Below are 23,666 nucleotides of genomic sequence, written 5' to 3' on the forward strand. Positions count from 1 at the left end.
ATTAGCCATTAGCTATTAGCAATTAGTAATTAGCAATTAGTAATTAGCAATTTAGCAAATGAATATTGCAGTCGTAGGTCTTAGCCATAAGACAGCGCCAGTTGAAATTCGGGAAAAACTCAGTATTCCAGAGGCAGCGTATGAAGGTGCGATCGCCCACGTTACCAGCTACCCTCATATTCAAGAGGTAGCGATACTTAGCACCTGTAATCGTCTGGAAATCTACATCGTCGCTCAAGAGACTGAACAGGGAGTCCGGGAAGTTATCCAGTTTCTCTCGGAATACAGCAAGTTACCTATGCACCAGTTGCGGCAACATTTGTTTATGTTGCTGCACCAAGATGCTGTAATGCACTTGATGCGGGTGGCAGCTGGGTTAGATAGTCTGGTGCTAGGAGAAGGGCAAATCCTAGCTCAGGTGAAACATACTCACAAATTGGGGCAGCAATACAAGGGGATCGGCAGCGTCTTGAATCGTTTGTTTAAAAGTGCGCTCACCGCTGGGAAGCGCGTCCGCACCGAAACCAGTATCGGTACTGGGGCAGTCTCGATCAGCTCGGCTGCTGTAGAATTAGCTCAAGTTAAAGCTCAGAATTTGGCAGCTTGTCGGGTGGCAATTGTCGGCGCTGGGAAAATGTCGCGGCTTTTGGTGCAGCATTTAGTTGCAAAGGGAGCCGTCCACATCACAATTCTCAACCGCAGTTTGGATCGGGCGCAGGAATTGGCGCGTCAGTTCCCAGAGGCCCAGTTTCAACTGTATCCGCTGTCAGAAATGATGAGCGCGATCGCCCAATCGGATTTGGTGTTTACCAGTACCGCTTCTGTGGAACCGCTATTGAACCGCTCAAAGCTGGAAATACACATAGAGGCGCATCGGTCTTTGATGATATTTGATATTTCCGTACCGCGCAATGTGGACGGGGATGTCAAAGAAATGCAGAACGTGCAGGCGTTCAATGTGGATGATTTGAAGGCGGTAGTGGCGCAAAATCACGAAAGCCGTCGCAAGATGGCAATGGAAGCGCAAGGGCTGCTAGAAGAGGAGGTGGATGCCTTTGATGTCTGGTGGCGATCTCTGGAAACTGTTCCAACCATTAGCTGTCTGCGCGACAAGATGGAAACTATCCGCGCCCAAGAGTTAGAAAAAGCTCTATCCCGCTTGGGGACTGAGTTTGCAGAAAGACATCAAGAAGTCATCGAAGCACTAACTCGCGGAATTGTTAATAAGATTCTGCACGATCCGATGGTACAGTTGCGATCGCAGCAAGATATCGACGCCAGACGCAAAGCGATGCAATCGCTGCAAGTATTGTTTAACCTGGATGTAGGTGAACAATTTAGCTAATAGCCAATGGCTATGAACAATTAGCCATTAGCAATTAACATAATGAATCGAATTTTCCGATTAATTGTACTGCTACTGGGGGTTTGGCTAGGTTTCGATCTAGTCGCACACCTAGTAGCAGATGTTTTTTGGTTTCAGGAAGTCGGGTATTTAGCGGCGTTTCTTCTGAGGATAAAAACTCAGCTGTCGTTGGGTGCGATCGCATTTATCGTTACAGCAGGCTTTTTACTGGGCAATTTATATCTCGCCCATCGTCTCAAATATCCCAACGAGATCCCTCCAACCCTCCTAAAAAAGGGGGGCTTTTCTCCCCTCTTTTCAAGAGCAGCTAGGGGGGATCAAATCTTAACCGAATATAGGGGAGAATCCTTTTTTTCACCCAGTCCCCAATCCCCAGTCCCCAATCCCCAGTCCCCAACCTCCAATCCCCAATCCTCAGCACTGAAGTTGCGATCGCTTCTAGTAATCACCATCGCCCTCAGTTTGCTGATTGGGTTAATGTTGCTGCACTATGGTCAAATAGCCGTCAGCTATTGGCATCCCAATCTCAACTTGCCTAATATATCTCCACCCGTGCCAGTGTGGATTCAGCCAGAGTTAATTTTGGTTCAAAGTCGGAAGATACTATCTAACAGCTGGCAGATAGTTGTAGTGTTGGTATCGGCGGCGCTGGTTTTTAGTTTTCCGCAGTTTTTGGTAACAGCGATCGCTGTTGTTATAAGTTTATTTTTTGGGCTGGTTCTCTCAAGTCACTGGGCGAGAGTTTTACAGTTTTTCCATCCCATAAGTTTTAATAGCACTGACCCCTTATTTGGACGCAATATCAGCTTTTACGTATTTAATTTGCCAATTTGGGAGTTGTTGGATTTTGGGCTTTCCGGACTATTTTTGTATTGTTTGGTAGCAGTAACTCTGACATACTTAACCTCCGGAGACAGTATTAGTCAAGGCGTATTTCCGGGATTTTCTAAAGCGCAACTGCGGCATTTGTACGGACTGGGGGGATGTTTATTTAGTGCGTTGGCGCTGCATTATTGGCTGTCGCGCTATCAATTGTTGTATTCCACCAGTGGTGTTAGCTATGGTGCCAGTTACACTGATGTCGCAGTGAAGTTGCCGTTGAATACAGGTTTGAGCATTTTGGCAATAGCGATCGCGCTTTTGCTGTTTTGGCGAATAAGGCAATTTAAACTAAAAATTTTAAAATTAAAATTCTTTTTAATTGCATTCTTAAGCCTTCATGTTTCATTTTTCATTGTCTTACCCTTCGTAGTACAACGCTTAGTTGTTCAGCCTAACGAACTCCGCCGAGAAACACCTTTTATTAAACGCAGCATCGCTTTCACACGTCAAGCATTCGATCTAGAGGATATTGAAGTTCAAACTTTTAATCCCACAGATCAACTCACCGCAGCTGATTTGCAGAATAACAATCTAACTATTGATAATATTCGCCTTTGGGATACGCGACCACTTTTGCAAACTAATCGCCAGTTACAGCAAATCAGACTTTATTACAAATTTCCCGATGCTGATATCGATAGATATACTTTAAAAAGTGAGGTTATTGCTCCAAAAACGCCCCCAACATCAAGACAACAGGTACTCATCGCTGCACGAGAATTAGACTATACCGCCGTTCCCCAACAAGCACAGACTTGGGTAAACGAACACCTAGTTTACACTCACGGTTACGGTTTTACCCTTTCTCCAGTAAATACAGTAGGCCCAGGTGGACTACCAGACTATTTTGTAAAAAATATTGGCACGGAGGCGGGTGAAGCTGGCACTTTAGAGACATCTAGCGAAGCAGTTCGAGCTAGTATTCCTATTGAAACGCCTCGGATTTACTACGGTGAAATTAGCAACACCTATGTAATGACATCAACAAGAGCTAGAGAGTTAGATTTTCCGAGTGGCGACGATAATGTTTACAATACTTATGATGGTCGCGGCGGTATTTCTATCGGTTCTTGGTGGCGGCGGTTGTTGTTTGCCGAGTATTTGAAAGACTGGCAAATGTTGCTGACGCGGGACTTTACGCCAGAAACTAAGTTGTTGTTTCGCCGCAATATTAACGAGAGAATTCGAGCGATCGCGCCTTTTTTGCGATACGATGGCGAACCTTATTTGGTAGCTGCTAATACTGGCGACAGCGAGACTGAAAGTTACTTGTACTGGATTGTGGATGCTTATACAACAAGCGATCGCTATCCCTACTCAGATCCAGGCAAGTATGACTTTAACTATATGCGGAATTCCGTGAAAGTCGTCATTGATGCTTACAACGGTTCTGCTAACTTTTACATTGCCAATCCTACAGACCCAATCATTAATAGCTGGAGTGCTATCTTTCCGGGACTCTTCAAACCCTTAAACGAGATGCCAGCTACCTTACGCAGTCATATTCGTTATCCGATGGACTTTTTCAACACCCAATCGGAACGATTACTAACATACCACATGACAGACCAACAGGTGTTCTACAACCGCGAAGATCAGTGGCGCATTCCGATGGAAATTTACGCCGCCGAACAGCAAGCAGTAGAACCCTACTTTCTAATTATGAGACTGCCAACAGCCCAGGAAGAAGAATTTATCCTGCTGTTACCCTTCACTCCCATACAACGCAATAACTTAATTGCTTGGTTAGCGGCGCGTTCCGATGGTGATAACTACGGTAAGCTGTTACTCTACCAGTTTCCTAAGCAGGAATTAATCTATGGAACCGAGCAAATTGAAGCGTTGATTAACCAAGATCCGGTTATTTCCCAACAGATTTCTCTGTGGAATCGTCAAGGTTCAAGAGCAATTCAAGGGAATTTATTGGTAATTCCAATTGAAGAATCGCTGCTTTATGTTGAACCACTTTATTTAGAAGCAGAAAGAAACAGTTTACCGACTTTAGTGCGCGTGATTGTTGCCTATGAGAACCGCATCATCATGGCAGAAACTCTCGATCAAGCACTCCAGGCTATCTTCCAACCAGAAAACCCGTCAACTCCTCCAATTATCCGTCCGGTGGAGGAGCCAGCTTTATAGCACCAAAGACACCAGCAGCGATTTCTACCTAGAGTACGGTATCGGACAGAACAACGATTTTCACAATTATATACTAAAGACAAAAGGCTGGCGTAAAGGTGCAACAAGTCTATTGCTCTTGATACGCGATCGCTACTACTAAAACAAGTTAAAGAAGTCGCTATTGAAGTAGATGTACGCATACAGAACGGAAATTGAGGATGCCGTAGAGCTTTTGCAAGAGCAAGTAGAAAGCTTAAAGCAAGAGCTGCATTACAAAGAGTTAGAACTGCAAGAGATACAGCAAGAATTGATTTTTACAAATCAGGAGCTATGTGCTGCACTCACAGTAAAGCAGCTAACTCTTGATGAGGCTAAGGAGTTAGCTAAAAGCATTTTGGCAAGCCAGAATATTACTGGCGAATCTCTGTCTGAACTCCTCAGTGCTATCTATGGTACTCCAGTAAAAGCCGATGAGTTGCAGCAAATAGACACAGCAAGTTCTATTACTTGTCTGACAAACGCTGAGCCTAATAATGCACCTAACCCTCTCAGGGGAGGTGAACTTAGAGCTAAGTTTACATCGCTGGCAGAGCAAAGTGATAAACTTCAAGCTCGATCTAACAAGCTTAGACAACAAGCTAATGAAGTTAAGGCTCACTCTAGAAAGCTCAAAACTCAGCTTCATGAATGTGTCAAGAACGTTAGTTAGCGCTCACCCTAAAGGATGGCGCTACACAAACTCTCACCCGGCTACGGGTACTTTATTGTAATAAACAGCGGCTTGCAACCGGATGAGTGTAGGCGCGCCTACACTCATCCGGCATTTTTACAGCATCTTCTCAAGAAATTGCTGAGCGCGATCGCATTCTGGATTTGTAAAGAACTTGCTAGGCGGTGAATCTTCCGCCAGCATCCCTTTATCCAAAAACAAAATTCGATTGGCAACTTCTCGCGCAAACCCCATTTCGTGGGTGACAATTGCCATTGTGATCCCAGTTTTGGTAAGGTCTTTCATCACTTCCAGCACCTCTTTCACCATTTCTGGGTCGAGTGCGGAGGTGGGTTCGTCAAACAACATGATATCAGGCTTCATTGCCAAGGAACGCGCGATCGCTACCCGCTGTTTCTGTCCCCCTGACAACTTAGAAGGATAAACATCAGCCTTTTCTGCCAAACCAACTTTACTCAACAATTCCATTCCTTCTCGCCGCGCCTCCTCCGGCGAAACATGTTTCACCTTTTTTGGTGCATACGTCACATTAGAAAGGACAGTTTTGTGAGGGAATAGATGGAAATGTTGAAATACCATTCCGACATTTTGACGAACTTTCATAATGTCAGTTTTTTGCGAGGTGATGTCTGCTCCTTGGATGTAAATCTTTCCTGAAGTTGGCACTTCCAGTAAATTCATGCACCTCAAGAAAGTGGATTTACCAGAACCAGAAGGCCCAATAACTGCCACAACTTCCCCGTGTCCAATCTCTGTAGAAATTCCTTGCAAAACCTTGAGGTTGCCAAAAGATTTATGCAAGTTATCAACCTTAACTGCTGCGTTGTAATCTTCGTTCGAGTGCATAACCCCCCCATGTTAAACTCATGACCATTAAATAGTAAATCGCACCTGCAAATAGCAAAGGTTCAAAGTAGATATATTGTTCGGCTCCCACAATTTGGGCGCGGCGTAACAAGTCAGTTACACCAATTGTAGAGACTAATGCTGAGTCTTTCAGTAGTGCAATACTCTCATTTACCAATGCTGGCAAAATGTTTTTTATCGCCTGTGGCAAGATAATATCCAGCATCATTGGTTTGTAGGGAACGCCAAGCGATAAAGCTGCTTCCCGTTGTCCTTTGTCAACTGCCAGAATACCGCCGCGAATTGTCTCAGAAATGTAAGCACCTGAGTTGAGAGTAAAGGTAATTACACCTGCTAACAAGGCGGGGATATTGTAGCCAATCAATTGAGGCGTTGCGTAATAAACTAAAGCTATTTGCAACAGTAGTGGTGTGCCTCGAAAGATAGACGTGTAAGCTGTGGCGAACCAAACCAACGGCTTGAAGGTAGAAATCTTAAACAACGATAGGATTGTTCCCCAGATGAATCCTAAAACTGCTGAGATAGCAGTAAATTGAAGAGTAATTAATATTCCCTTTAGAATGAAAGGAATCCGGGGTGTTATCTTAGCAAAAGCTAAGCTGGAACTACTAGCTGGGGTTTCAGCTTTACCATTGTTTTCAAACCACTTTTTCACCAACCTGTCTATTTCCCCGTTCTGTTTCATTTCTGCCAGAACGCGGTTGAAGTCATTGACTAGCGGCGAACCTTTGGCGAAAGCGATCGCGCTCCCTGCTTCTCCAGTATTGGGAACAGTATTAAATTCCAAATCTGGGTTATTGGCGATAAAACCTTTGGCGATCGTATCTTCGATAATTGCAGCGTCGATACGATTTGATTTAACTTCTTGGATGATCTCCCCAGTCTTGTTTAGTGCGACAAGATTTGCACCTTTTATTTCTTTAGCTGCTTTTTCTTGAGTTGAACCCAATTGAACGCCGACTTTTTTCCCGGCTAAACTTTCAGGTGTGGTTAGGTTGCTACCTTTTTGGGCAACAATTGTGTTTTTGGCTTCATAGTAAATATCGGAAAAATCTACATTTTGCCTCCGTTCTGCTGTCGGTGTCATCCCAGCCATCGCAAAGTCGGCCCGACCTGATTGCACAGCAGGAATTATGCCGCTGAAATCTGTATCTTTAATATCAAGTTGAAACCCTAACTCTTTGGCAATATAGTTGGCAATATCTACGTCAAAACCAACAATATCAGCGCTACCACTAGCAGTATCTCGAAATTCATAAGGTGGATAGTCCGCTGACGTGACCATCACAAATTTTTTACCTTGATATTGGGGCGATTGTCCTAAGACGCGATCGCTTCTCCAACCTCCAAAAACCAAACTTATCGTCAGCGCGACAGAAAATAGGATGAAGAAGAGCCATTTCCTTTTTGGCATGGCTAGGAATTCCTTAATAGTTTTGATTATCAACATTTAACCCTTTAACTATAGGATGATTTCTACTATCTTAAGGATGAGATTTTATTAACGAAAAGTTACAATTTCATAAGTAATAAAGGGCGAATAGAATTCGCATCTACACAGGCTAAACCCGCCTTCGCGGGTTTCAAAAGTCCGCGTTAGCGCATAGGTAGACTTTATCTGTGTAACCGCGAATTCTATTCACCAGGTATATTTGCTTTATCCTAAAAAATGAAACTTGTTCTTACCACACCAATCACAGCATCAGGATTTCGATCGTCATGGTTAGGCGCTGTTAGCCAAAACAAACCAGGAGTAATCGAAATATTTTCTGTTAACTGATATCTGTAAAAAGCTTCGATGTGATATCCCGTATCGCGATCGCTTCTTTGTCCGGGAGGTAAACCAATAGCCTGCGCTAAAGCACTATTGCTAGTACCAGTTAACTTAGGCTGCATCCCTAACACGATACCGCCCAAATTTCCCTTTTTCCCCAAATCAGGGAAAGCCAACGTCACTGCATAGTTCCAGACATCTGCATCCCCCTTGATATTACCAACAGCGCGGGCGGCAGTGTAACCCACCCAGCCGCCGAGTTCAAAGCGGGGACTGAAGCGGTAATTAACTTGTGCGCCGTAACCATTACCCACCACGGGATTACCATCAGGATCGGTGAGATCGATGACTTTGGCGGCGTTGCTACCTGCAAGAGTATCGACACCAAAAGCTTGAGAAAAAGAGTTAAGGTAAAGCAACCCAACTTTCAAGCGATCGCCACTATAAACCAATTGTGCAAAAGCACTGTAACCACCATTAAATATACCTGAATCTTTGCCTGGGTTACTAGGCCCATTAGGCGTGTCTTCACCAAAGTAACCAACGTCTAAACTAATGGCTTTGCTAAGGGCATAATTTGCCGCAATACCTGCTCGATTTCCCAGTGGAAAATACACAGGATTGACTTGACCAAAGTTAGAAATAGCACCAGTAGATGTATCGATAAAAGGAGTAATTGTATCCGTAACATACGACGGATCAATTGTCCCAGCTTCCAGATAAATTCTTATTTTATCTCCTACTGGAAAGCGGTACTCTAGCTGACTGATTCTGGCATCACTATTTTGAGATACGCTACTAGGAGTAAAGCGAGTTTCGCCTGTTAAACCTGGATCTGGCCCTCCGCCAAATGTTGCCCCAGTGTCAAACTGTCTCAAATTAGTTATTTGAAAACGAGTTCTTAAACGGTCTTTTCCAGTGAAGCTTGTATTAAAATCGATGCGAGTTCGATGACCGATGGTAGCATTGTTTACGTCGCTGGCATTCTCACCAAAAGCAGCGCCAGTATAGGTTATTACTTCACCGCCTAGTTTGGTGGTTGTGGAAAATTGGTTAGCTTCTATTTCGTTGGTTCTAGCTTCCAGCACATCGACTCGACTCCGTAGTGTTGCCAGTTCTGTGCTAAATTCATCAATCAGCCTTTGCAGCGTAACTAAATCTTCTTTGGTGACAAAATCTGCGGTACTGGCGGCAATTAATTTCTCAATTTGCGTCAAACAAGCGTTTACCCCAGCGGCAAATTCATAGCGACTCAAAGCGCGATTTCCGCGAAAAGTGCCATCAGGATATCCTGCAATACAGCCGTAACGTTCCACAAGACTTCGCAATGCTTCATAAGCCCAATCTGTCGGCGTTACATCCCGCAACTGCGACACATTGGTAACTTGATCCATCGTATCCGTATCTTTCTCGGACGGGGAAACTGATGGACTATCATCGCTGTACTGATTAATTTGTTCTAGGGAAGTGTCTATTTCTAAAGAATCTGTGGTTTGACCAGTAGCTTTTGCTTGGGTAAAATTGACAATTAGCAACGTGTTGACTAGGGCAGCTATACCAAAAGGTATCTTCCCAAAAAGTTTCCGCATAGTCTCTCCTGACACCTAAGTAGTGCATTGATGGATAAATTAAACCCTTAATGCAAAAGCTTAGAATATTTCTCACCCGTCAGTCTAAATTAGTATGAATCTACATTTAAGGCACGTTCACACATTGTTATTGTTTATACCGAATTGAGTAAAATTATTATAAATATTACATATTGTATTTTTTCCAATATATAGGCACATTCTTCAATAAATATTTATTAATTTTAAAAATAATTAAACTTAAGCCATAAGATAGATGAAGGAAAAATAAATATATAAATTATAAAAAAAAGGCAAAAGAAAGAAGAATTAGACAGAACAATAGAAACCTAGTAAATAATCTTCTTTTGCCTTTTGCCTTCCCAAAAGGCTTACTGCCCCAAATAAGCTTCTAAAACTTCTGAGTTGCGCTGAATTTCTATCGGAGTACCTACAGCAAGATTGCGACCTTCCGCGAGAACCCAAACGCGATCGCATAGTGACATAATCACGTCCATATTGTGTTCAATAATCAAAAACGTCATCCCCTCGCGATTCCATTGGGTGATGTACTCGCAGATTTGATTAATCAACGTCGGATTCACCCCCGCAGCTGGTTCATCCAACAAAATCAACTTCGGTTGAGTCATCAGCGCCCGCGCCATTTCTAGCAGCTTGCGTTGTCCGCCAGACAGCGCCCCTGCGTAGTCCTGCGCCTTCGCAGCCAAACCCACAGATTCCAGCATACTCATCGCCCGTTCCCGCAGTTGCTTTTCTTCTTTAACAACCAGATGCGGCTGAAGCCAGACATTCCAAAAGTTCTCGCCAGTTTGCTTCTGCGCCCCTAAGAGCATATTTTCCATCACTGTCAGCCGCGACAGCACCCGCGCCACCTGAAAGGTGCGAACCATCCCCATCTGGGCGATTTGATACGGCTGTAAGTGTTCAATAGGTTCGCCGTCAAAAATGGTTCGCCCTTTATCTGGGCGAATAAAATTAGACAAAAGGTTGAAAAGAGTAGTTTTGCCAGCACCATTTGGGCCAATCAGCCCAGTGATGCTACCTTGAGCTACACTAATTTCGGCATTATTCACCGCCCGGACTCCGCCGAAGCTTTTGCACAATCCAGTAGCGGCTAATAAAGATATTTCTGTTTGGGGTTTTTGGTATTCTTCCACCACATCAGAACTGTTTTCGACATGGTGGCTACTACCGTTTAAAGAATCATCAGAAAGCGAATTGGGCGGAATGTGAGAATTATTTGCCAAGGGTCAATTCCTCTTTTTTACCCAAGATACCTTGCGGTCGCCAAATCATCAGCAACATTAAAATTAAACCAATCAGCATAATTCGCAACGCCCCCAAACGCGCACTATCGAGGTTAACAAGTCCGGGAAGGATAAAGCGAGTTGCCTCGAAATATGCCGAGAAAATAATTGCTCCTAGTATAGTACCTAGATTGCTCCCAGCACCGCCCAAAACCACGATTGTCCAAGCGTTGAAAGTAATTAGCGGCTCAAAGTTAGTCGGGTAAACTGTTTTCAGATACCAAGCATAGAACGAACCAGCGACACCCGCGATCGCGCCTCCCAACATAAACGCTTGCAACTTGTACCAAAAAACATTCTTTCCTAAAGCTTTCGGTATTTGCTCATCTTCCCGGATAGCTTTCAGCACTCGACCCCAAGGCGATCGCACCAACCTCTCTAGCAGCCAAAACGTCAGCCCTAACACCAACAGGGACAACACCATCAACCCAATATTCAGATCCAGTGGCAGAGAATCTAATGGCAGCGCATACCCCGATCTCCCTACTGAAGTACGAGCTTGCACCCCAAAGCTGCCAAAAGTCAACTCCTCCTCATTCAGCGCCACCAGACGCAGCAACTCGGCAACCCCAATAGTAACAATCGCCAGGTAATCCTCCCGCAACCGCAGCGTCGATAAACCAATCAACAGCCCCAACAGCGCCGCCACAGCTGCACCAATCAAAACCGCAAAAATCAGCGGTACGCCTTTCATACTCAACAATACTGTGGTATATGCACCAACAGTCATAAAGGCAACGTGTCCAAAATTAATCAGCCCCGTAAAGCCCCACTGTAAATTTAACCCCAGGCTAAACAGCGCAAAGGTCGCAGTAAAAGTTACCAAAAAAATTAGATAGCCAATCATGTCACGCTTGTGAAACGTAATGAAACAATGGACTTGAGACTTTAGACTTTAGACTATCTAGAGTCCTCTAACAAGGGGCAACCGTTTTATGAAAACAGCACCCGAAGAAAGAAGATGTTAATTTGTTCAGTGGTATTTAAGTATGAATTTTGTCAGAGGCCGGTTACAACGCTTAATTGCTAAGATGCCTAAGTTAATCGAGAAACTAACTGATGATAACTTGGAAGACACTTGGCAAGTTCTACAACAGGTTTATTATGACCTCTATATGCTCAAAGCCATCCAAGAGTCGAAGCAAAGCGTACAGCCAGGGGAAAGCCTAACCCGCGAAGAGGCTATACGTATGTTGCAATTCCCCTAAGTGTTTCCATCACCGGGGAAATGTGTTTGGCAGCATGAAGAGTGCAAAATAAATTGGGTGTGCCGATTAAAATAAGCTAAAGCTGGAAAGTGAAACTAGAAGTGCGCTACGCCCGGTCTTTTTTGCGCGACCTTAAAAATTTAGAGTACGCGGCTAGAGAACGCATCTATGAATTCGTTTTTGAAGAGTTCATGCGGATCAATCAAATTTATGACCTACCGGAATTACAGCGACTCGGTTCCGATACCATTTTCTACCGCTTCAGTATAGATGACTATCTGATTGCAATTGAGGTGACAGGGCATATTGTTAAATTCCTGCGGGTTCTGCCTAAACCGGATTTGTAAGTTGGGGATTGGGGATTGGGGACTGGGGACTGGGGATTGGGAATAGGGAATAGGGAATAGGGAATTGGGGATTGGGAATTGGGGATTGGGAATTGGGGATTGGGGATTGGAACGACTCTTTCTTCCCTAGTCCCCAGTCCCCAGTCCCTAGTCCCTAGTCCCTAGTCCCCAGCCCCCAGTTTCTTCTCTTAGGGACACGAAAAGAAATTCAGAATTTCACTTCTGGGTTGTTTCGGCACAAATACCGAATTTTAGACTGTAAGCACAGAAGTAATGCGATCGCTTACCTTACACTTGTGTTGACTGAAAACACGCTTGGTGAGATTCGCTTATGGATGCAGTGGCACTTTGGCAACGGTACCAGGATTGGCTCTACTATCACGAGGGGTTAGAATTTTACCTCGATATCAGCCGGATGCGGTTTGATGATGAGTTTGTCCAATCGATGCAGCCGGGGTTTGAGAAGGCGTTTAAGGAGATGGCAGAATTGGAGGGAGGCGCGATCGCTAACCCTGACGAAAACCGCATGGTCGGACACTACTGGCTGCGCGATCCCGACTTAGCCCCGACCCCGGAAATAAAACAACAGATTGTCAAAACTTTAGAAAAAATTGAAGCCTTTACCCAAAAAGTCCATAGCGGGGAAATTAAACCCCCCAACGCCCCCAAATTTACCGACATTATCTCCATTGGCATTGGCGGTTCAGCACTTGGCCCTGAGTTTGTCGCCGAAGCCCTAGCGCCAGATTTCCCACCCCTGGCAATTCACTTCATCGACAACAGCGATCCTGCTGGTATCGACAGTATCCTCAACAAACTCAAAGACCGACTAGCCAGCACCCTAGTCTTAGTCATCTCCAAATCTGGGGGAACGCCAGAACCGCGCAACGGCATGATTGAGGTGCAAACAGCCTTTGCTGCTCAGAATTTGAACTTTCCCCCCCAAGCCGTCGCCATCACAGGAGACGGCAGCAAATTAGACCAGCAGGCAAAGTCAGAAGGCTGGTTAGACACCTTCCCAATGGAAGATTGGGTGGGAGGAAGAACTTCGGAAATGTCAGCCGTGGGGTTGGTTCCAGCCGCTTTGCAAGGCATCGATATCCGCGCTATGCTTGCTGGTGCAAAAGAAATGGATGCTGCCACCCGCATCTCCAAGCTGAAAGAAAACCCAGCGGCATTGCTTGCCCTCAGCTGGTACTTCGCTGGCAACGGCAAAGGCGAAAAAGACATGGTGGTGTTGCCTTACAAAGACAGCCTGCTGCTATTCAGCCGCTATCTACAACAGCTGGTGATGGAATCTTTGGGCAAGGAAAGAGACAAGGACGGCAATATCGTTCACCAAGGCATCGCCGTCTATGGCAACAAAGGCTCAACCGACCAACACGCCTACGTCCAGCAGTTGCGAGATGGGGTTCCGAATTTCTTCTTAACCTTTATTGAAGTGTTACGCGATCGCTCTGGCAACTCCCCAGAAATAGAGCCTAGTGTCACATCAGGCGACTATCTATCTGGTTTCTTGCAGGGAACGCGACAAGCTCTTTACGAAAATCACCGAGATTCTATCACCGTGACGATTGGGCAAGTCAATCCCCGCATGGTGGGAGCGTTAATTGCATTGTATGAGCGGGCTGTTGGATTTTATGGAATCCTTGTCAATATCAATGCTTATCACCAACCAGGGGTAGAAGCTGGTAAAAAAGCTGCCGCCACCATTCTCGACTTGCAGAAACAAGTTTTGCAAGTCCTACAGGAAGAAGGCGCTGCCCTCTCTCTTACCCAATTGGCACAGAAAGCTGGTGCTTCCGATCAAGTTGAGGCGATTTACAAAATTCTGCGGCATCTCCATACCAACCACCGGGGTGTTGCCTTAGAAGGCAATTTCGCAAAACCAGCAAGTTTGATGGTTTCCGCTACCTGAACCCTACCCGCTCCCCGTCCACGGGTACCGTGTATACACAAGTCTTGAGTCTAGAGTCTGGGGTTGTAGATCCCCCTTGCATCCCCCTTTTTAATGGGGACTTTGACTCCGATTTCCCCCCCTTGAAAAGGGGGGTTAGGGGGGATCGAAAGCTGTAATTGCTAACCACAACTATTTGTGTATACACGGTAGCCCCGTCCACGGTAAAGGGGCTAAGAAAAGCTTCATTCTCGTTCCCAGATGTACTCCTGGGAACGAGGAGCAGGAGGTTCAGCCTTCAGTAAAAATCAGAAATTAACAACTTCCCATTTTTAATCTTTCAGTAAACTTGGGCAAGTCAGAACAAACACATCCCGCGTACCTTTACCAGAAACTAGCGGTTGGATAGGAGTAGTGTAGTGAAAAAACTCGTCATCATTGACTAATAGCAAGTCCCCTGGATTGAGGATTTTATGAAAAACTGGACTCTCCTTTTTGGATTTATACAGTTCGGTTTCCCCACCTTGAATATTGTTCCTATCCACAGAAAATATTCCGACAAAATCAGTGCCATCTCTATGAATTCCTTCAGGCGCTGGGTTTCCATAATTATCCGGCGAACAGGTAGTTCGGATTTGATGAACTCCAATTTCAACAGCTTGTTTGTCGAGTTGACAGTAATCAATAAAAGCCAACACCAGCTTTTTAAAATCCTCAAGCTTTGTCATTGCATCATCGAGTTCGGCGAACTCTCTTTTAATGTCCCCCAGTAATGGATTGTATTTTTTGCTTTGGAACAAGTAGCCATGAGGCAGCTTGATTAACTCATCCCCCAATACTTTGAAGCGAGATAACCGTCTAAAGCGATAATTACCTTTGATATAAGGGTCAACGGGAAGATTGGTAAAGAATGGCTTAAACTCCTCAATGTTTACTGACTTGACTTTGTGCAAAGTAAACATCATGGCATAAGCCAAATTTTTGACTTCAGATAGCGTTTGCATAGCTTTTTCTCCAATAAGCATTGATCCCTATATATCCAGCCTCTTTATGAGGACTCTATATCAAGCATAGATTCAGAAAAATAAAAAACTATTATATTTGATACAAAACTCATATAAATTTTTGATGAAGCTGCTTGCCATTTTGTGTAGCAACCCTAAATGATTCGTGAAGGTGAGATACTCGACTTCTCCAAAAAGTCGGGGATCTGAAGAGCTGGCTCACAACTCAAATAGGATTGGTATATAAAACTTGCGGTTATCGCATCTTTACGCCTAGTAAAAAGCTTTAAGACCGCACCGCATGAACCAATGCCTGGCACGCTTTTAAAAAGATGCCCACATCCACGCCTAGCCCGACATACTGAACCCCAGCATCAATCCACTGCTTCGCGGTTTCCGGATTATCGGCAAAGGTGCCAGCAGCTTTCCCAGCGTTACGGATGCTGGCAACGCATTTCTGCATCAAGTCAATAACCCGCGAGTCGCCTACCTGTCCGGGAATTCCCAACGACTGCGACAGGTCATAAGGGCCGAGAAATATAACATCGATGTGGGGGACACTGACAATCTCTTCGATGTTTTCCACGCCGCGCCTGCCTTCGACGTGAACGACAATTAAAGACTCTTGGTTTAGCCGATCGGTAATTTGCGTCCCTGCCGACCCATACACGCCAGCCCTGGTGTAGAATGATAGACCGCGAGAACCAAGAGGGCTATACTTGGCACCACGCACAACGTCTGCTGCGTCGGCTTGGGTTTCAATCTGAGGCACCTGGACACCTGCACTGCCAATGTCTAGCGCTCGTTGGATTTGTGGCACGTCATTCTTGCTGATGCGTATAATAGGTGCTAATCCCACGCAGTCTGCTGCACGGCATAGGTCTTCGGCAACTAGCGTGTTTAAGGCACCGTGTTCCATATCAATGACAGCGAAATCAAATCCGGCGTGTCCGCAGATTTCAATAAATGCGGGATAGGCGCAGTTGATAAATGGGCCTATGACGACTTCGCCCTGCTGGAGTTTTTGTTTGAGTCGGTGTTCACGCATCCTCAGCTTTTACCTCAATGGGTAGAAAAGTTGCCTAAAACTTATAATGTTTTAATCTTATAAATAAAATTGACTTATTCTAGGGGTTAAGTACGCTGTTTCCTGTTTGCCATGCCTTTGCTCATCCTGGTTGCCGATGACGATCCAGGGATTCGTCTTTCTATTAGCGATTATCTGGAGCTTTCTGGCTATTCGGTCATTACAGCCGAGGATGGTCAAGCCGCACTCGGCTTGGTTGAGAAGTATCATCCTCATTTGCTGGTGACAGACATTATGATGCCTCGGATGGACGGCTACGAACTGGTGCGGCAGCTTCGTCAACGTCCAGCCTTCCGCTTGCTACCTGTGATTTTTTTGACAGAGCGTGCCAGTACCTCAGAACGGATTCAGGGGTATAAGTTGGGGTGCGATCTTTATCTGCCCAAGCCGTTTGAACTGGAGGAGTTGGGGGCGGTGATTCGCAATTTGTTGGAGCGATCGCAAATGATCCAAGTCGAGTGGCGATCGTTCATCCAAGGTGGAGCTGCACCAACACAAGAAGTCGAAGCTTCTCCGCTTTCTCCACCTGTTGCTTCCGTGACACTCAACCTCACTCAGCGAGAACAGGAAGTTCTAGATCAACTCACCAAAGGTCTATCTAATGGCGACATCGGCAACAAGCTGCACCTCAGTCCTCGGACGGTGGAAAAGCACGTCAGCAGTCTGCTGAGAAAAACGGAAACCAACAACCGATCCGAATTGGTGCGTTTTGCTATGGAGCATCATTTGGTGGAATAGTCAATACTTAATAGCTAATTGTTTAAATGCCATTAGCTCTAATGTGTTGCAGCAGCCCCTCACAGGCATCTAACAGTAAATCTATGACTTTATTAAATCCTTCCGGGCCACCATAGTAGGGGTCAGGAACTTCCTTGGCGGTATGGTGGGTGCAGAAGTCACACATTAGCCGCACTTTGTCCTGATACTTGAGAGCTGGATCAAGGGAGAGGATATCTTGGTAGTTTTCTCGATCCATTGCCAAAATTAAATCAAATTCCTCAAAGTTTGACTTTTGAAATTGCTGCGCTTGACCCTGAAGCATAATTCCACGCGCCTTAGCGGCTATTGCCATGCGTCTGTCTGGAGGACTGCCAATGTGATAACCTCCAGTGCCGGCAGAATCGCAGCTAATGCGATCGCTTAAACCCGCTTGCTCAATCAAATGGTTCATCATGTTTTCTGCCGCAGGCGAACGGCAGATATTACCAAGGCAGACGAATAATAACTTGTAGGGCATATGGTAAGATATCTACTTTTGTACTCTTATGCAGTAACGATTCCCTGAATACCGCACCAGCATTTAGGGAAAAGTCTGTTGGCACAGCAAATTCATCATAGGTTGTCATCTACCACGCTGTTAAGTTTAGCAACGAAATTGCAGCATAGCGCGATCGCTTGCCGAAGGCAAAAGGCAAAAGGCAAAAGGCAAAAAAGAATAAATATTTACCTTTGCTTTTTAACTTTTAACTTCCCTTGTTCGTTGCTCATTTGAGGTTCATTACTTGATGTTTAAAAAGTCCGGCTACAGCTACAAATCTTACCAAAAACGCCGCCAGCCGCCTCAGCTTCTCCTCGTACTCCTAGCCCTGCCCCTATTCTTGATTTTTCTAGAATTGCTGGCACGGGTTTTTGTGGGTGTCGCAGGCAAAAGTCCCGAATTGGCAGCCTATGAAGGCGAACCACCAGAAGTTACAGCTTACCGTCTTAAGTTCCTCGATCAAAACCAGCAACCCTTCGACGGTCTACCCAACTATGGGCATCTGATTGCTAATCGGCGTTTATCTGTAGGATATGAGCTGGCTCCTAACCAGAAGAGCAAATTTTGGCGCATTAACCAACAGGGTTTTCGTGACCACGAAGCGGTTCCCCTAGCAAAACCCAAAGATGAAATTCGGGTTTTCGTTTTGGGCGGATCAACCGCCTTTGGTCACATGAATTTGAGTAACCAAGAAACCTTCGCTAACAAGCTTGAAGGGAGCCTCAATATACGAGTAGCCAAGCAAAAAGCGGCTCCGGAGAATTTTCGCCCAGATTTTTTGCCTTACTACAAGCCAGAACGAATAAAAGCGCTCTCCTTACCGCTACGGATTCGCGAAGGCAAATATCGCGTCATCAATGCGGCAGTACCAGGCTATACTTCTGGCAATCAACTAGCTCAATTAGCGCTCCAGATTTTGCCTTATAAGCCGGACGCGATCATAGTTTTGGATGGGTATGGTGACTTAATGTTGCCCAGCACCGAAAACGAAACAGATATTCCTCATTTAGACAAATTTCTGAACAATGCGCCAGGGCATCTAGGGTTCGTGCTGAGCCACGATATTAAGCGCTGGCTAAGTCAAACGTATCTAGTGAAAGCAACGCAGTATTGGGTGTTGAAACCGCAGCCATCGGTAGATCAGCTGAGTATGGCGGTGAGTGAGGAAAGTTTGCCTTTAGAAGAACGTTTGGCGGCTTCGCCAGCTGAGTTGAAGCGTCGGGTTGAGCGCTATAGCGATCGCATGAAGCAGATGGCTATTTTGACAGCACCGGCAAAGATTCCTTTGCTTGTAGTTACTCAACCCGAAATTACCGGGCGCTCAACAAGCAGTATGTCGGAAAAAGAGCGGCAGCTTTTGGGCGAACTAGGTTCAACCTACACTCAACGAGTCAAAGACGGTTATGTACAATTAGCCGCAGCCAATCAGCAGCTAGAGCGAATGTATGGGCAAAATGTGAAAACGTTGAACTTCTACCAACTTTACGATAAGTCTCCCCGTCAGGCTTTCTCTGATGCCGTTCACCTGACGGATGAAGCTAATACAATCCTGGCAGATAGACTCTACAAAACTATGTTGGAGTTACCTCTGCTTCAGATTGCAACTCAGAAGCCGAAATAGGGATTGGGGGCTGGGGGCTGGGGACTGGGGACTGGGGACTGGGGACTGGGGACTGGGGACTGGGGACTAGGTAAGCCTTTTTCCTCTTTCCTCTTTCCCAATCCCCAATTCCCAATCCCTAACTACATCGGTAGATCGAGTCCACTGGTGAGTTCTTCCATGCGCGATCGCATGGTTGCTGTGGACTTCTCGTAGGCATCTTTCATCGCCGCCGTCACTTGTCCGGAAAGGGCTTCTGCCCCCAGATTGTAGGCATCTGCTGAAATTTCTACCCGCAGAGGTTCTTGATTACCGCTCAAGTAAACCTTGACGCTGCTATTGTCGTTAGTTCCCTCAATCTCCATTTGCTCCAGTTCTTCCTGAAGCCTTTTAGCACCTTCTTGAACCTGCTGGGCTTTTTTGAAAGCTTCGGCTAGTTCTTTCATTTTGCCTAAACCGAAGCCGAATCCTTTTTGTGTCATGACTATTTAACGCTGTATTAGTTGGACTTGCAAGTCTATCTTGATCTTAGTATTGTTGAGGCCGTGCGACATCTCTACACAGGTTGAAAGTCACCTAGGATTTTCACTTCCGGCTCTAAAGACAGTGACCAGCGATGTTCCACTTGCTGCTGAATATAGCGGATGAGTTGGAAAATATCACTAGCTTTGGCACCGCCGCAATTAAGGATAAAGTTAGCATGGCGCTGGGAAACTTGAGCGCCGCCAATTTGGTATCCTTTCAGACCAGTTTGTTCAATCAACCAAGCCGCCTTGTGGGGGTTGGGATTGCGGAAAACGCTGCCACAGGAAGGCAAGTTGTAAGGTTGACTGGTGCGCCGTTGCTCTAGATGTTTGCTGGTTGCTGCCATAACGAAGGCAGGATCTGCTCCAGGCTGAAGCTTGAAGGTTGCTTGGGTGACTAAGCGATTGCCTCCTTGCAGTATTGAGGTACGATAAGCAAATTTGAGTTTTTCCGGGGTAAGAATTTCTATTTTCCCGTCTGGTGAGAAGACTTGGGTGTTGGCCAAAATATCAGCAGTACAGCTAGTGTGAGCGCCCGCATTCATCACTACTGCGCCGCCGACTGTACCGGGAATGCCAACTGCCCATTCTAGCCCTTGCCAACCGCGTTCGGCTGCTTGCCATGCGAGGCGGGCTATCGGTTCTCCTGCACCTGCACTCACTAGACCCGTTTCGGGGTCAAAGTGAGTCTGACGGAGATGGCGAGTACAAATAACTAAACCGGGAAGCCCATTATCACTTACCAGTAAATTTGAACCAGCCCCCAACAAAGTGATCGGTAACTCCTCAAAATTAGCCCATTCAAAACTGGCTTGCAGTTCTTCGATGCGACGGGGAGCCACGTACCACTCGGCGGGGCCTCCGACTCTGTAAGAGGTGAGTCGGTCGAGAGGTGCTTGCGATCGCAATAAACAATCAGTTCCTGGTAAGTAAAGGGGTGAAGATTTCAGGGATTCTTTGCTGGGGTTAACAGAAGCGTCCAAAACGCTTGGTGGATCATAGGAAAGAGTCATATCAATTCGCTAATGAGAATGCCGAGACAGCTGACACCACGGAAGAAAGGCCATTATTTATAAGTCATTGGTCATTAGAAAAGCTGGCTAATAACCAATGACTTATGACTATTAACTACTTCCTTCTTTTTGATAGAAAGCCATGACCTCTGGAATAATTTGATTCAGGTTTCCCGCTCCCAAAAACAGAGCCAAGTCACCTGGTTGAAGGATTTGGGTAAGCAACCTACTGATTTCGGGGAGAGACGGTTGGTAGTGAACATTGGGATGATGGGTTGCAATTAATTCTGCCACCTGTTCACCGCTAATCTGCCCCAAATTTGGTTCTCCCGCGCTGTAGATATCACTGAGAACAACAATGTCGGCATCCTTAAACGACTGTGCAAATTCTGCCAAAAAAGCGATAGTCCGGCTGTAGCGATGTGGCTGGAAGATTGCCACAATCCTGCGCGGTGCTTTGACTTGCAAACGTGCTGCCCCTACCGTGGCGATGATTTCGCTGGGGTGGTGGGCATAGTCATCCACAAAGCAGATGCCATTGCTCTCGCCGCGCAGCTCAAATCGACGGCGTGCGCCCTCGAAGGATGCGATCGCTTGTGCAATTACCCCAAAATCTACACCCAATTTGCGCCCTACAGCTACCGCCGCCAGGGCATTGCTCAGATTGTGCGCCCCTAGCAACTTCACTGAAAGCTTCCCTAAAATTTTTCCTTGTTCCCAAACTCTGGCCTCTGTGCCGTCAGCTCCATAATTAATCTCATCGACGGTGTAATCAGCTCCAGAGTCCCGCCGCAGGCTATAACTAATTTCCGGTTGCAAGGAATCTTTAACTACCGCGCAATCGATGCAACCTATGACACTTTTGCACCGAGAAGCGAATATCTCGAAGGTGTTAATCACTTCTTCGAGGCTATCGTAGTGGTCTGGATGATCCAGTTCAATGTTTGTCACTACCCCAATGGCAGCTGAAAGTCTAGATAAAGAACCATCAGATTCATCTGCTTCTGCAACCAGATAGGGGCCTTCTCCTAAACGCGCATTGCCTTCCCAGGCATTTACTTCTCCACCTACCACAATTGTCGGGTCTAACCCGGCTTTTAGCAGCAAATACCCAATCATGCTACTAGTTGTGGTTTTGCCATGAGTACCAGCGACCGCAATACTCTGGTAATCCTGAATCAAAGCTGCCAGTAAATCCGAACGATGAAAAATCGGACAGCCTAAATCAAGTGCTGCCCGATATTCAGCATTTGCCGGATTGATTGCTGTGGAACAAATCACTTGCGGCAAGGTCATCGACATTACTTTCTCATTCGTAGATGACCATCGACCGCCAGAACGGACTTGTCCGTTCTTCTCTGGTTCCAAAGAAGATTCTTTTGCGTCGCTTATGCCTATAACTGCCGCTTTCTCCGCTTCAGTGTCTCTACTCGGTTGAAAAAATTCTAAGTTTGAGGCATCTTGACTACCAAAAATGTGAGCGCCAACTGCCTGCAAACGCTTGGTAATATGGCTCGAATGAATATCCGACCCAGATACAGGCAACTTACGTTTAGCTACAACGTAGGCGAGAGCTGACATTCCAATTCCACCAATGCCGATGAAATGAAATGGCCTCCCGGTAAAATCAACTGTATTCGGCATTTTAGCTCCTTACACACCACACCACATCCAGGCTGCACCGATAACACGCGCTATCATATCAAGAATTGATTTTTCTTGATACAACCTTGCCGAGATTTACAATACAATCCCAGAGCGCAATTCGATAATAAGAGTATTTTTGTTTCACGCAATACCCGCACTTCAAGAGCGTAGCACTAGGCACCCTAGTTAGATTAACTACACACTAGGTTATTCCTGACCCAGTAGCTTCTATCATGAGATGGTTTTTATCTTTACTCGTCAAAATTGCTTACACTCCGGAAACTTCTTGAAAAGACTAACACCATAGTTGGTTGCAGTTCATCCGAGTTTTCACTGTTGGACAAAGACTATGGGAGACAAGCTGGGTTGGCTGTTGTATTATGCAAAACTGGGGAATTTTGGGTGGCACCTTTGATCCCGTTCACTGGGGACACCTGTTGATGGCGGAAACTGCCTTAATTCAAGCGGATTTGGACAAGGTGATCTGGGTACCAAGTTTCTCTCCTCCCCACAAACAAGCGATGGAATTTGAGCATCGTTCCTCAATGGTGCAACTAGCGATCGCTGACCATCCCAGCTTTGCTCTGGCACCTGTAGAGGCAAATCTCCAGTCTATAGATTATGCCATCCACTCCCTGAATTACCTCCAGTCTCTCTACCCCCACACCCACTGGCATTGGATTATTGGCATGGATGCCTTCACAACTTTACCCCGTTGGTATCGCCGTCAGGAACTTATAACAATCTGTGACTGGTTGGTGGCACCGCGTCCATCAACTCATGTCCAGCTAGATGACACCCAGGTTGCTCAACAGCTGGCTCTCCAAGGTATGACGATTCGCTCTTCGTTGCTTGCCATGCCAAGTGTGGGCATTTCATCAAGTTTGATTCGGCAGTATTGCCGCCAAGGACGTTCGATTCGTTACTTAGTCCCGGAAGCTGTCCGAATTTACATTGATACCCACAAACTTTACTCAAATTGATCGGCTAATAATGTTCTTAAACTTACGCAACATTGAAACCGATTGATTTTGGATACACAATCCCCAATTCCTCAATCTAAAATCCCAAATTGCTTCGCTGAGAGTTTATGCCGCCAGAATATTTTTGTTTTTTGTGGTATTTGTTATAAAAAATAGATAATAGTCATTAAGAAGAGAGAATAGAAGTAAATAAGCTAACAAAAGCTTATTATGAGCAATTATCATATAAAAAAGCTGAAATAAATTATTTCGATAGAAATTCAGGCTAAAAGACTGCTTAACCTGATGGTGTACAGGGTGATTTGAACACGGATGCCCCAGTTCTTAAGCAGACTCGAAGCTTCACAAAAGAGCGATCGCTATGCTGCCAAGTTGCTGACGGCTGTTGAACTTGGGCGATCCCTACTGGCTTTTCAGACCAGCAAAACTCACCTACTTGAGTAGAAAGCAATACCTGCTGAT

21 protein-coding genes are annotated in these 23,666 nt (G+C 45.6%); 10 read left to right on the forward strand and 11 right to left on the reverse strand.

Annotated features, from left to right (window positions below; translation table 11 throughout):
• The first annotated feature begins 58 nt into the window (after window positions 1–58).
• From H6F63_RS16325 to H6F63_RS16335, 3 genes are all read left to right on the forward strand, one after another.
• Window positions 59–1,345, forward strand: coding sequence for a glutamyl-tRNA reductase (locus H6F63_RS16325; RefSeq protein WP_190638622.1), 1,287 nt, complete (start codon window positions 59–61; stop codon window positions 1,343–1,345).
• Window positions 1,346–1,387: 42 nt separating this feature from the next.
• Complete coding sequence (locus H6F63_RS16330; RefSeq protein WP_190638623.1) at window positions 1,388–4,387, forward strand: UPF0182 family protein; 3,000 nt, start codon at window positions 1,388–1,390, stop codon at window positions 4,385–4,387.
• 172 nt (window positions 4,388–4,559) lie between these two features.
• The gene (locus tag H6F63_RS16335; protein ID WP_190638624.1) at window positions 4,560–5,078 is read left to right on the forward strand and encodes a hypothetical protein; all 519 of its coding nucleotides are present in this window, start codon (window positions 4,560–4,562) and stop codon (window positions 5,076–5,078) included.
• 117 nt (window positions 5,079–5,195) lie between these two features.
• Here H6F63_RS16335 and H6F63_RS16340 read toward each other — a convergent pair whose 3' ends face one another.
• The 5 genes from H6F63_RS16340 to H6F63_RS16360 all read right to left on the reverse strand — a co-directional run bounded on the left by H6F63_RS16340 (window position 5,196) and on the right by H6F63_RS16360 (window position 11,483).
• A complete protein-coding gene (locus H6F63_RS16340) occupies window positions 5,196–5,945 on the reverse strand; it encodes an amino acid ABC transporter ATP-binding protein (protein WP_190638625.1) in 750 nt (249 codons plus the stop codon).
• Window positions 5,911–7,380 (reverse strand): ABC transporter substrate-binding protein/permease, encoded by a 1,470-nt coding sequence (locus H6F63_RS16345; RefSeq protein WP_190638626.1) that lies wholly within the window; start codon window positions 7,378–7,380, stop codon window positions 5,911–5,913. Before H6F63_RS16345 ends, H6F63_RS16340 begins: the two co-directional genes overlap by 35 nt.
• 248 nt (window positions 7,381–7,628) lie before the next feature.
• The gene (locus tag H6F63_RS16350; RefSeq protein ID WP_242019829.1) at window positions 7,629–9,329 is read right to left on the reverse strand and encodes an iron uptake porin; all 1,701 of its coding nucleotides are present in this window, start codon (window positions 9,327–9,329) and stop codon (window positions 7,629–7,631) included.
• 371 nt (window positions 9,330–9,700) lie between these two features.
• A complete protein-coding gene (locus H6F63_RS16355) occupies window positions 9,701–10,486 on the reverse strand; it encodes an ABC transporter ATP-binding protein (RefSeq protein ID WP_347269537.1) in 786 nt (261 codons plus the stop codon).
• A 79-nt stretch (window positions 10,487–10,565) separates the two neighbouring features.
• The gene (locus tag H6F63_RS16360) at window positions 10,566–11,483 is read right to left on the reverse strand and encodes a branched-chain amino acid ABC transporter permease (protein WP_190426902.1); all 918 of its coding nucleotides are present in this window, start codon (window positions 11,481–11,483) and stop codon (window positions 10,566–10,568) included.
• 142 nt (window positions 11,484–11,625) lie between these two features.
• On the opposite strand from H6F63_RS16360, the gene H6F63_RS16365 reads away from it, so the two are divergent.
• From H6F63_RS16365 to H6F63_RS16375, 3 genes are all read left to right on the forward strand, one after another.
• Window positions 11,626–11,844: a hypothetical protein gene (locus H6F63_RS16365; protein ID WP_190426899.1), complete on the forward strand. Its 219-nt coding sequence runs from the start codon at window positions 11,626–11,628 to the stop codon at window positions 11,842–11,844.
• Window positions 11,845–11,933: 89 nt separating this feature from the next.
• Window positions 11,934–12,191 carry a cytotoxic translational repressor of toxin-antitoxin stability system gene (locus H6F63_RS16370; RefSeq protein WP_190426896.1) on the forward strand — a complete coding sequence of 86 codons (258 nt, stop codon included), beginning with the start codon at window positions 11,934–11,936 and terminating at the stop codon, window positions 12,189–12,191.
• A gap of 331 nt (window positions 12,192–12,522) precedes the next feature.
• The gene (locus H6F63_RS16375) at window positions 12,523–14,109 is read left to right on the forward strand and encodes a glucose-6-phosphate isomerase (protein ID WP_190638627.1); all 1,587 of its coding nucleotides are present in this window, start codon (window positions 12,523–12,525) and stop codon (window positions 14,107–14,109) included.
• A 311-nt stretch (window positions 14,110–14,420) separates the two neighbouring features.
• On the opposite strand, the gene H6F63_RS16380 is transcribed toward H6F63_RS16375, so the two are convergent.
• Window positions 14,421–15,092 (reverse strand): 2OG-Fe dioxygenase family protein, encoded by a 672-nt coding sequence (locus tag H6F63_RS16380; protein WP_190443992.1) that lies wholly within the window; start codon window positions 15,090–15,092, stop codon window positions 14,421–14,423.
• A gap of 286 nt (window positions 15,093–15,378) precedes the next feature.
• Window positions 15,379–16,140, reverse strand: coding sequence for an aldolase/citrate lyase family protein (locus H6F63_RS16385; RefSeq protein ID WP_190638628.1), 762 nt, complete (start codon window positions 16,138–16,140; stop codon window positions 15,379–15,381).
• 111 nt (window positions 16,141–16,251) lie between these two features.
• Between H6F63_RS16385 and H6F63_RS16390 the strand changes: the two genes are divergently transcribed.
• Entirely contained in the window at window positions 16,252–16,917 is a 666-nt protein-coding gene (locus H6F63_RS16390; protein WP_190638629.1) for a response regulator transcription factor, read from the forward strand.
• A gap of 22 nt (window positions 16,918–16,939) precedes the next feature.
• Here the strand turns inward: H6F63_RS16390 and H6F63_RS16395 are convergent, their stop codons facing one another.
• Complete coding sequence (locus H6F63_RS16395; RefSeq protein WP_190638630.1) at window positions 16,940–17,416, reverse strand: low molecular weight protein-tyrosine-phosphatase; 477 nt, start codon at window positions 17,414–17,416, stop codon at window positions 16,940–16,942.
• A 268-nt stretch (window positions 17,417–17,684) separates the two neighbouring features.
• Between H6F63_RS16395 and H6F63_RS16400 the strand changes: the two genes are divergently transcribed.
• Window positions 17,685–19,058, forward strand: coding sequence for an SGNH/GDSL hydrolase family protein (locus H6F63_RS16400; protein ID WP_190638631.1), 1,374 nt, complete (start codon window positions 17,685–17,687; stop codon window positions 19,056–19,058).
• Between the two features lie 122 nt (window positions 19,059–19,180).
• Here the strand turns inward: H6F63_RS16400 and H6F63_RS16405 are convergent, their stop codons facing one another.
• The 3 genes from H6F63_RS16405 to murC form a co-directional block, all read right to left on the reverse strand.
• Window positions 19,181–19,519, reverse strand: a complete 339-nt coding sequence (locus tag H6F63_RS16405) for a YbaB/EbfC family nucleoid-associated protein (protein ID WP_190638632.1) — start codon at window positions 19,517–19,519, stop codon at window positions 19,181–19,183.
• Between the two features lie 74 nt (window positions 19,520–19,593).
• Window positions 19,594–20,574 (reverse strand): UDP-N-acetylmuramate dehydrogenase, encoded by a 981-nt coding sequence (murB, locus tag H6F63_RS16410; RefSeq protein WP_190638633.1) that lies wholly within the window; start codon window positions 20,572–20,574, stop codon window positions 19,594–19,596.
• A gap of 111 nt (window positions 20,575–20,685) precedes the next feature.
• Window positions 20,686–22,218 carry a UDP-N-acetylmuramate--L-alanine ligase gene (gene murC / locus H6F63_RS16415; protein ID WP_190638634.1) on the reverse strand — a complete coding sequence of 511 codons (1,533 nt, stop codon included), beginning with the start codon at window positions 22,216–22,218 and terminating at the stop codon, window positions 20,686–20,688.
• Window positions 22,219–22,601: 383 nt separating this feature from the next.
• Between murC and nadD the strand changes: the two genes are divergently transcribed.
• Window positions 22,602–23,204: a nicotinate (nicotinamide) nucleotide adenylyltransferase gene (gene nadD, locus H6F63_RS16420; RefSeq protein ID WP_190638635.1), complete on the forward strand. Its 603-nt coding sequence runs from the start codon at window positions 22,602–22,604 to the stop codon at window positions 23,202–23,204.
• A 312-nt stretch (window positions 23,205–23,516) separates the two neighbouring features.
• The gene (locus H6F63_RS30575) at window positions 23,517–23,648 is read left to right on the forward strand and encodes a hypothetical protein (RefSeq protein ID WP_277873862.1); all 132 of its coding nucleotides are present in this window, start codon (window positions 23,517–23,519) and stop codon (window positions 23,646–23,648) included.
• Window positions 23,649–23,666 lie beyond the last annotated feature (18 nt).

This window comes from Trichocoleus sp. FACHB-40, assembly GCF_014695915.1.
Taxonomy (GTDB): Bacteria; Cyanobacteriota; Cyanobacteriia; order Cyanobacteriales; family FACHB-T130; genus Funiculus; species Funiculus sociatus.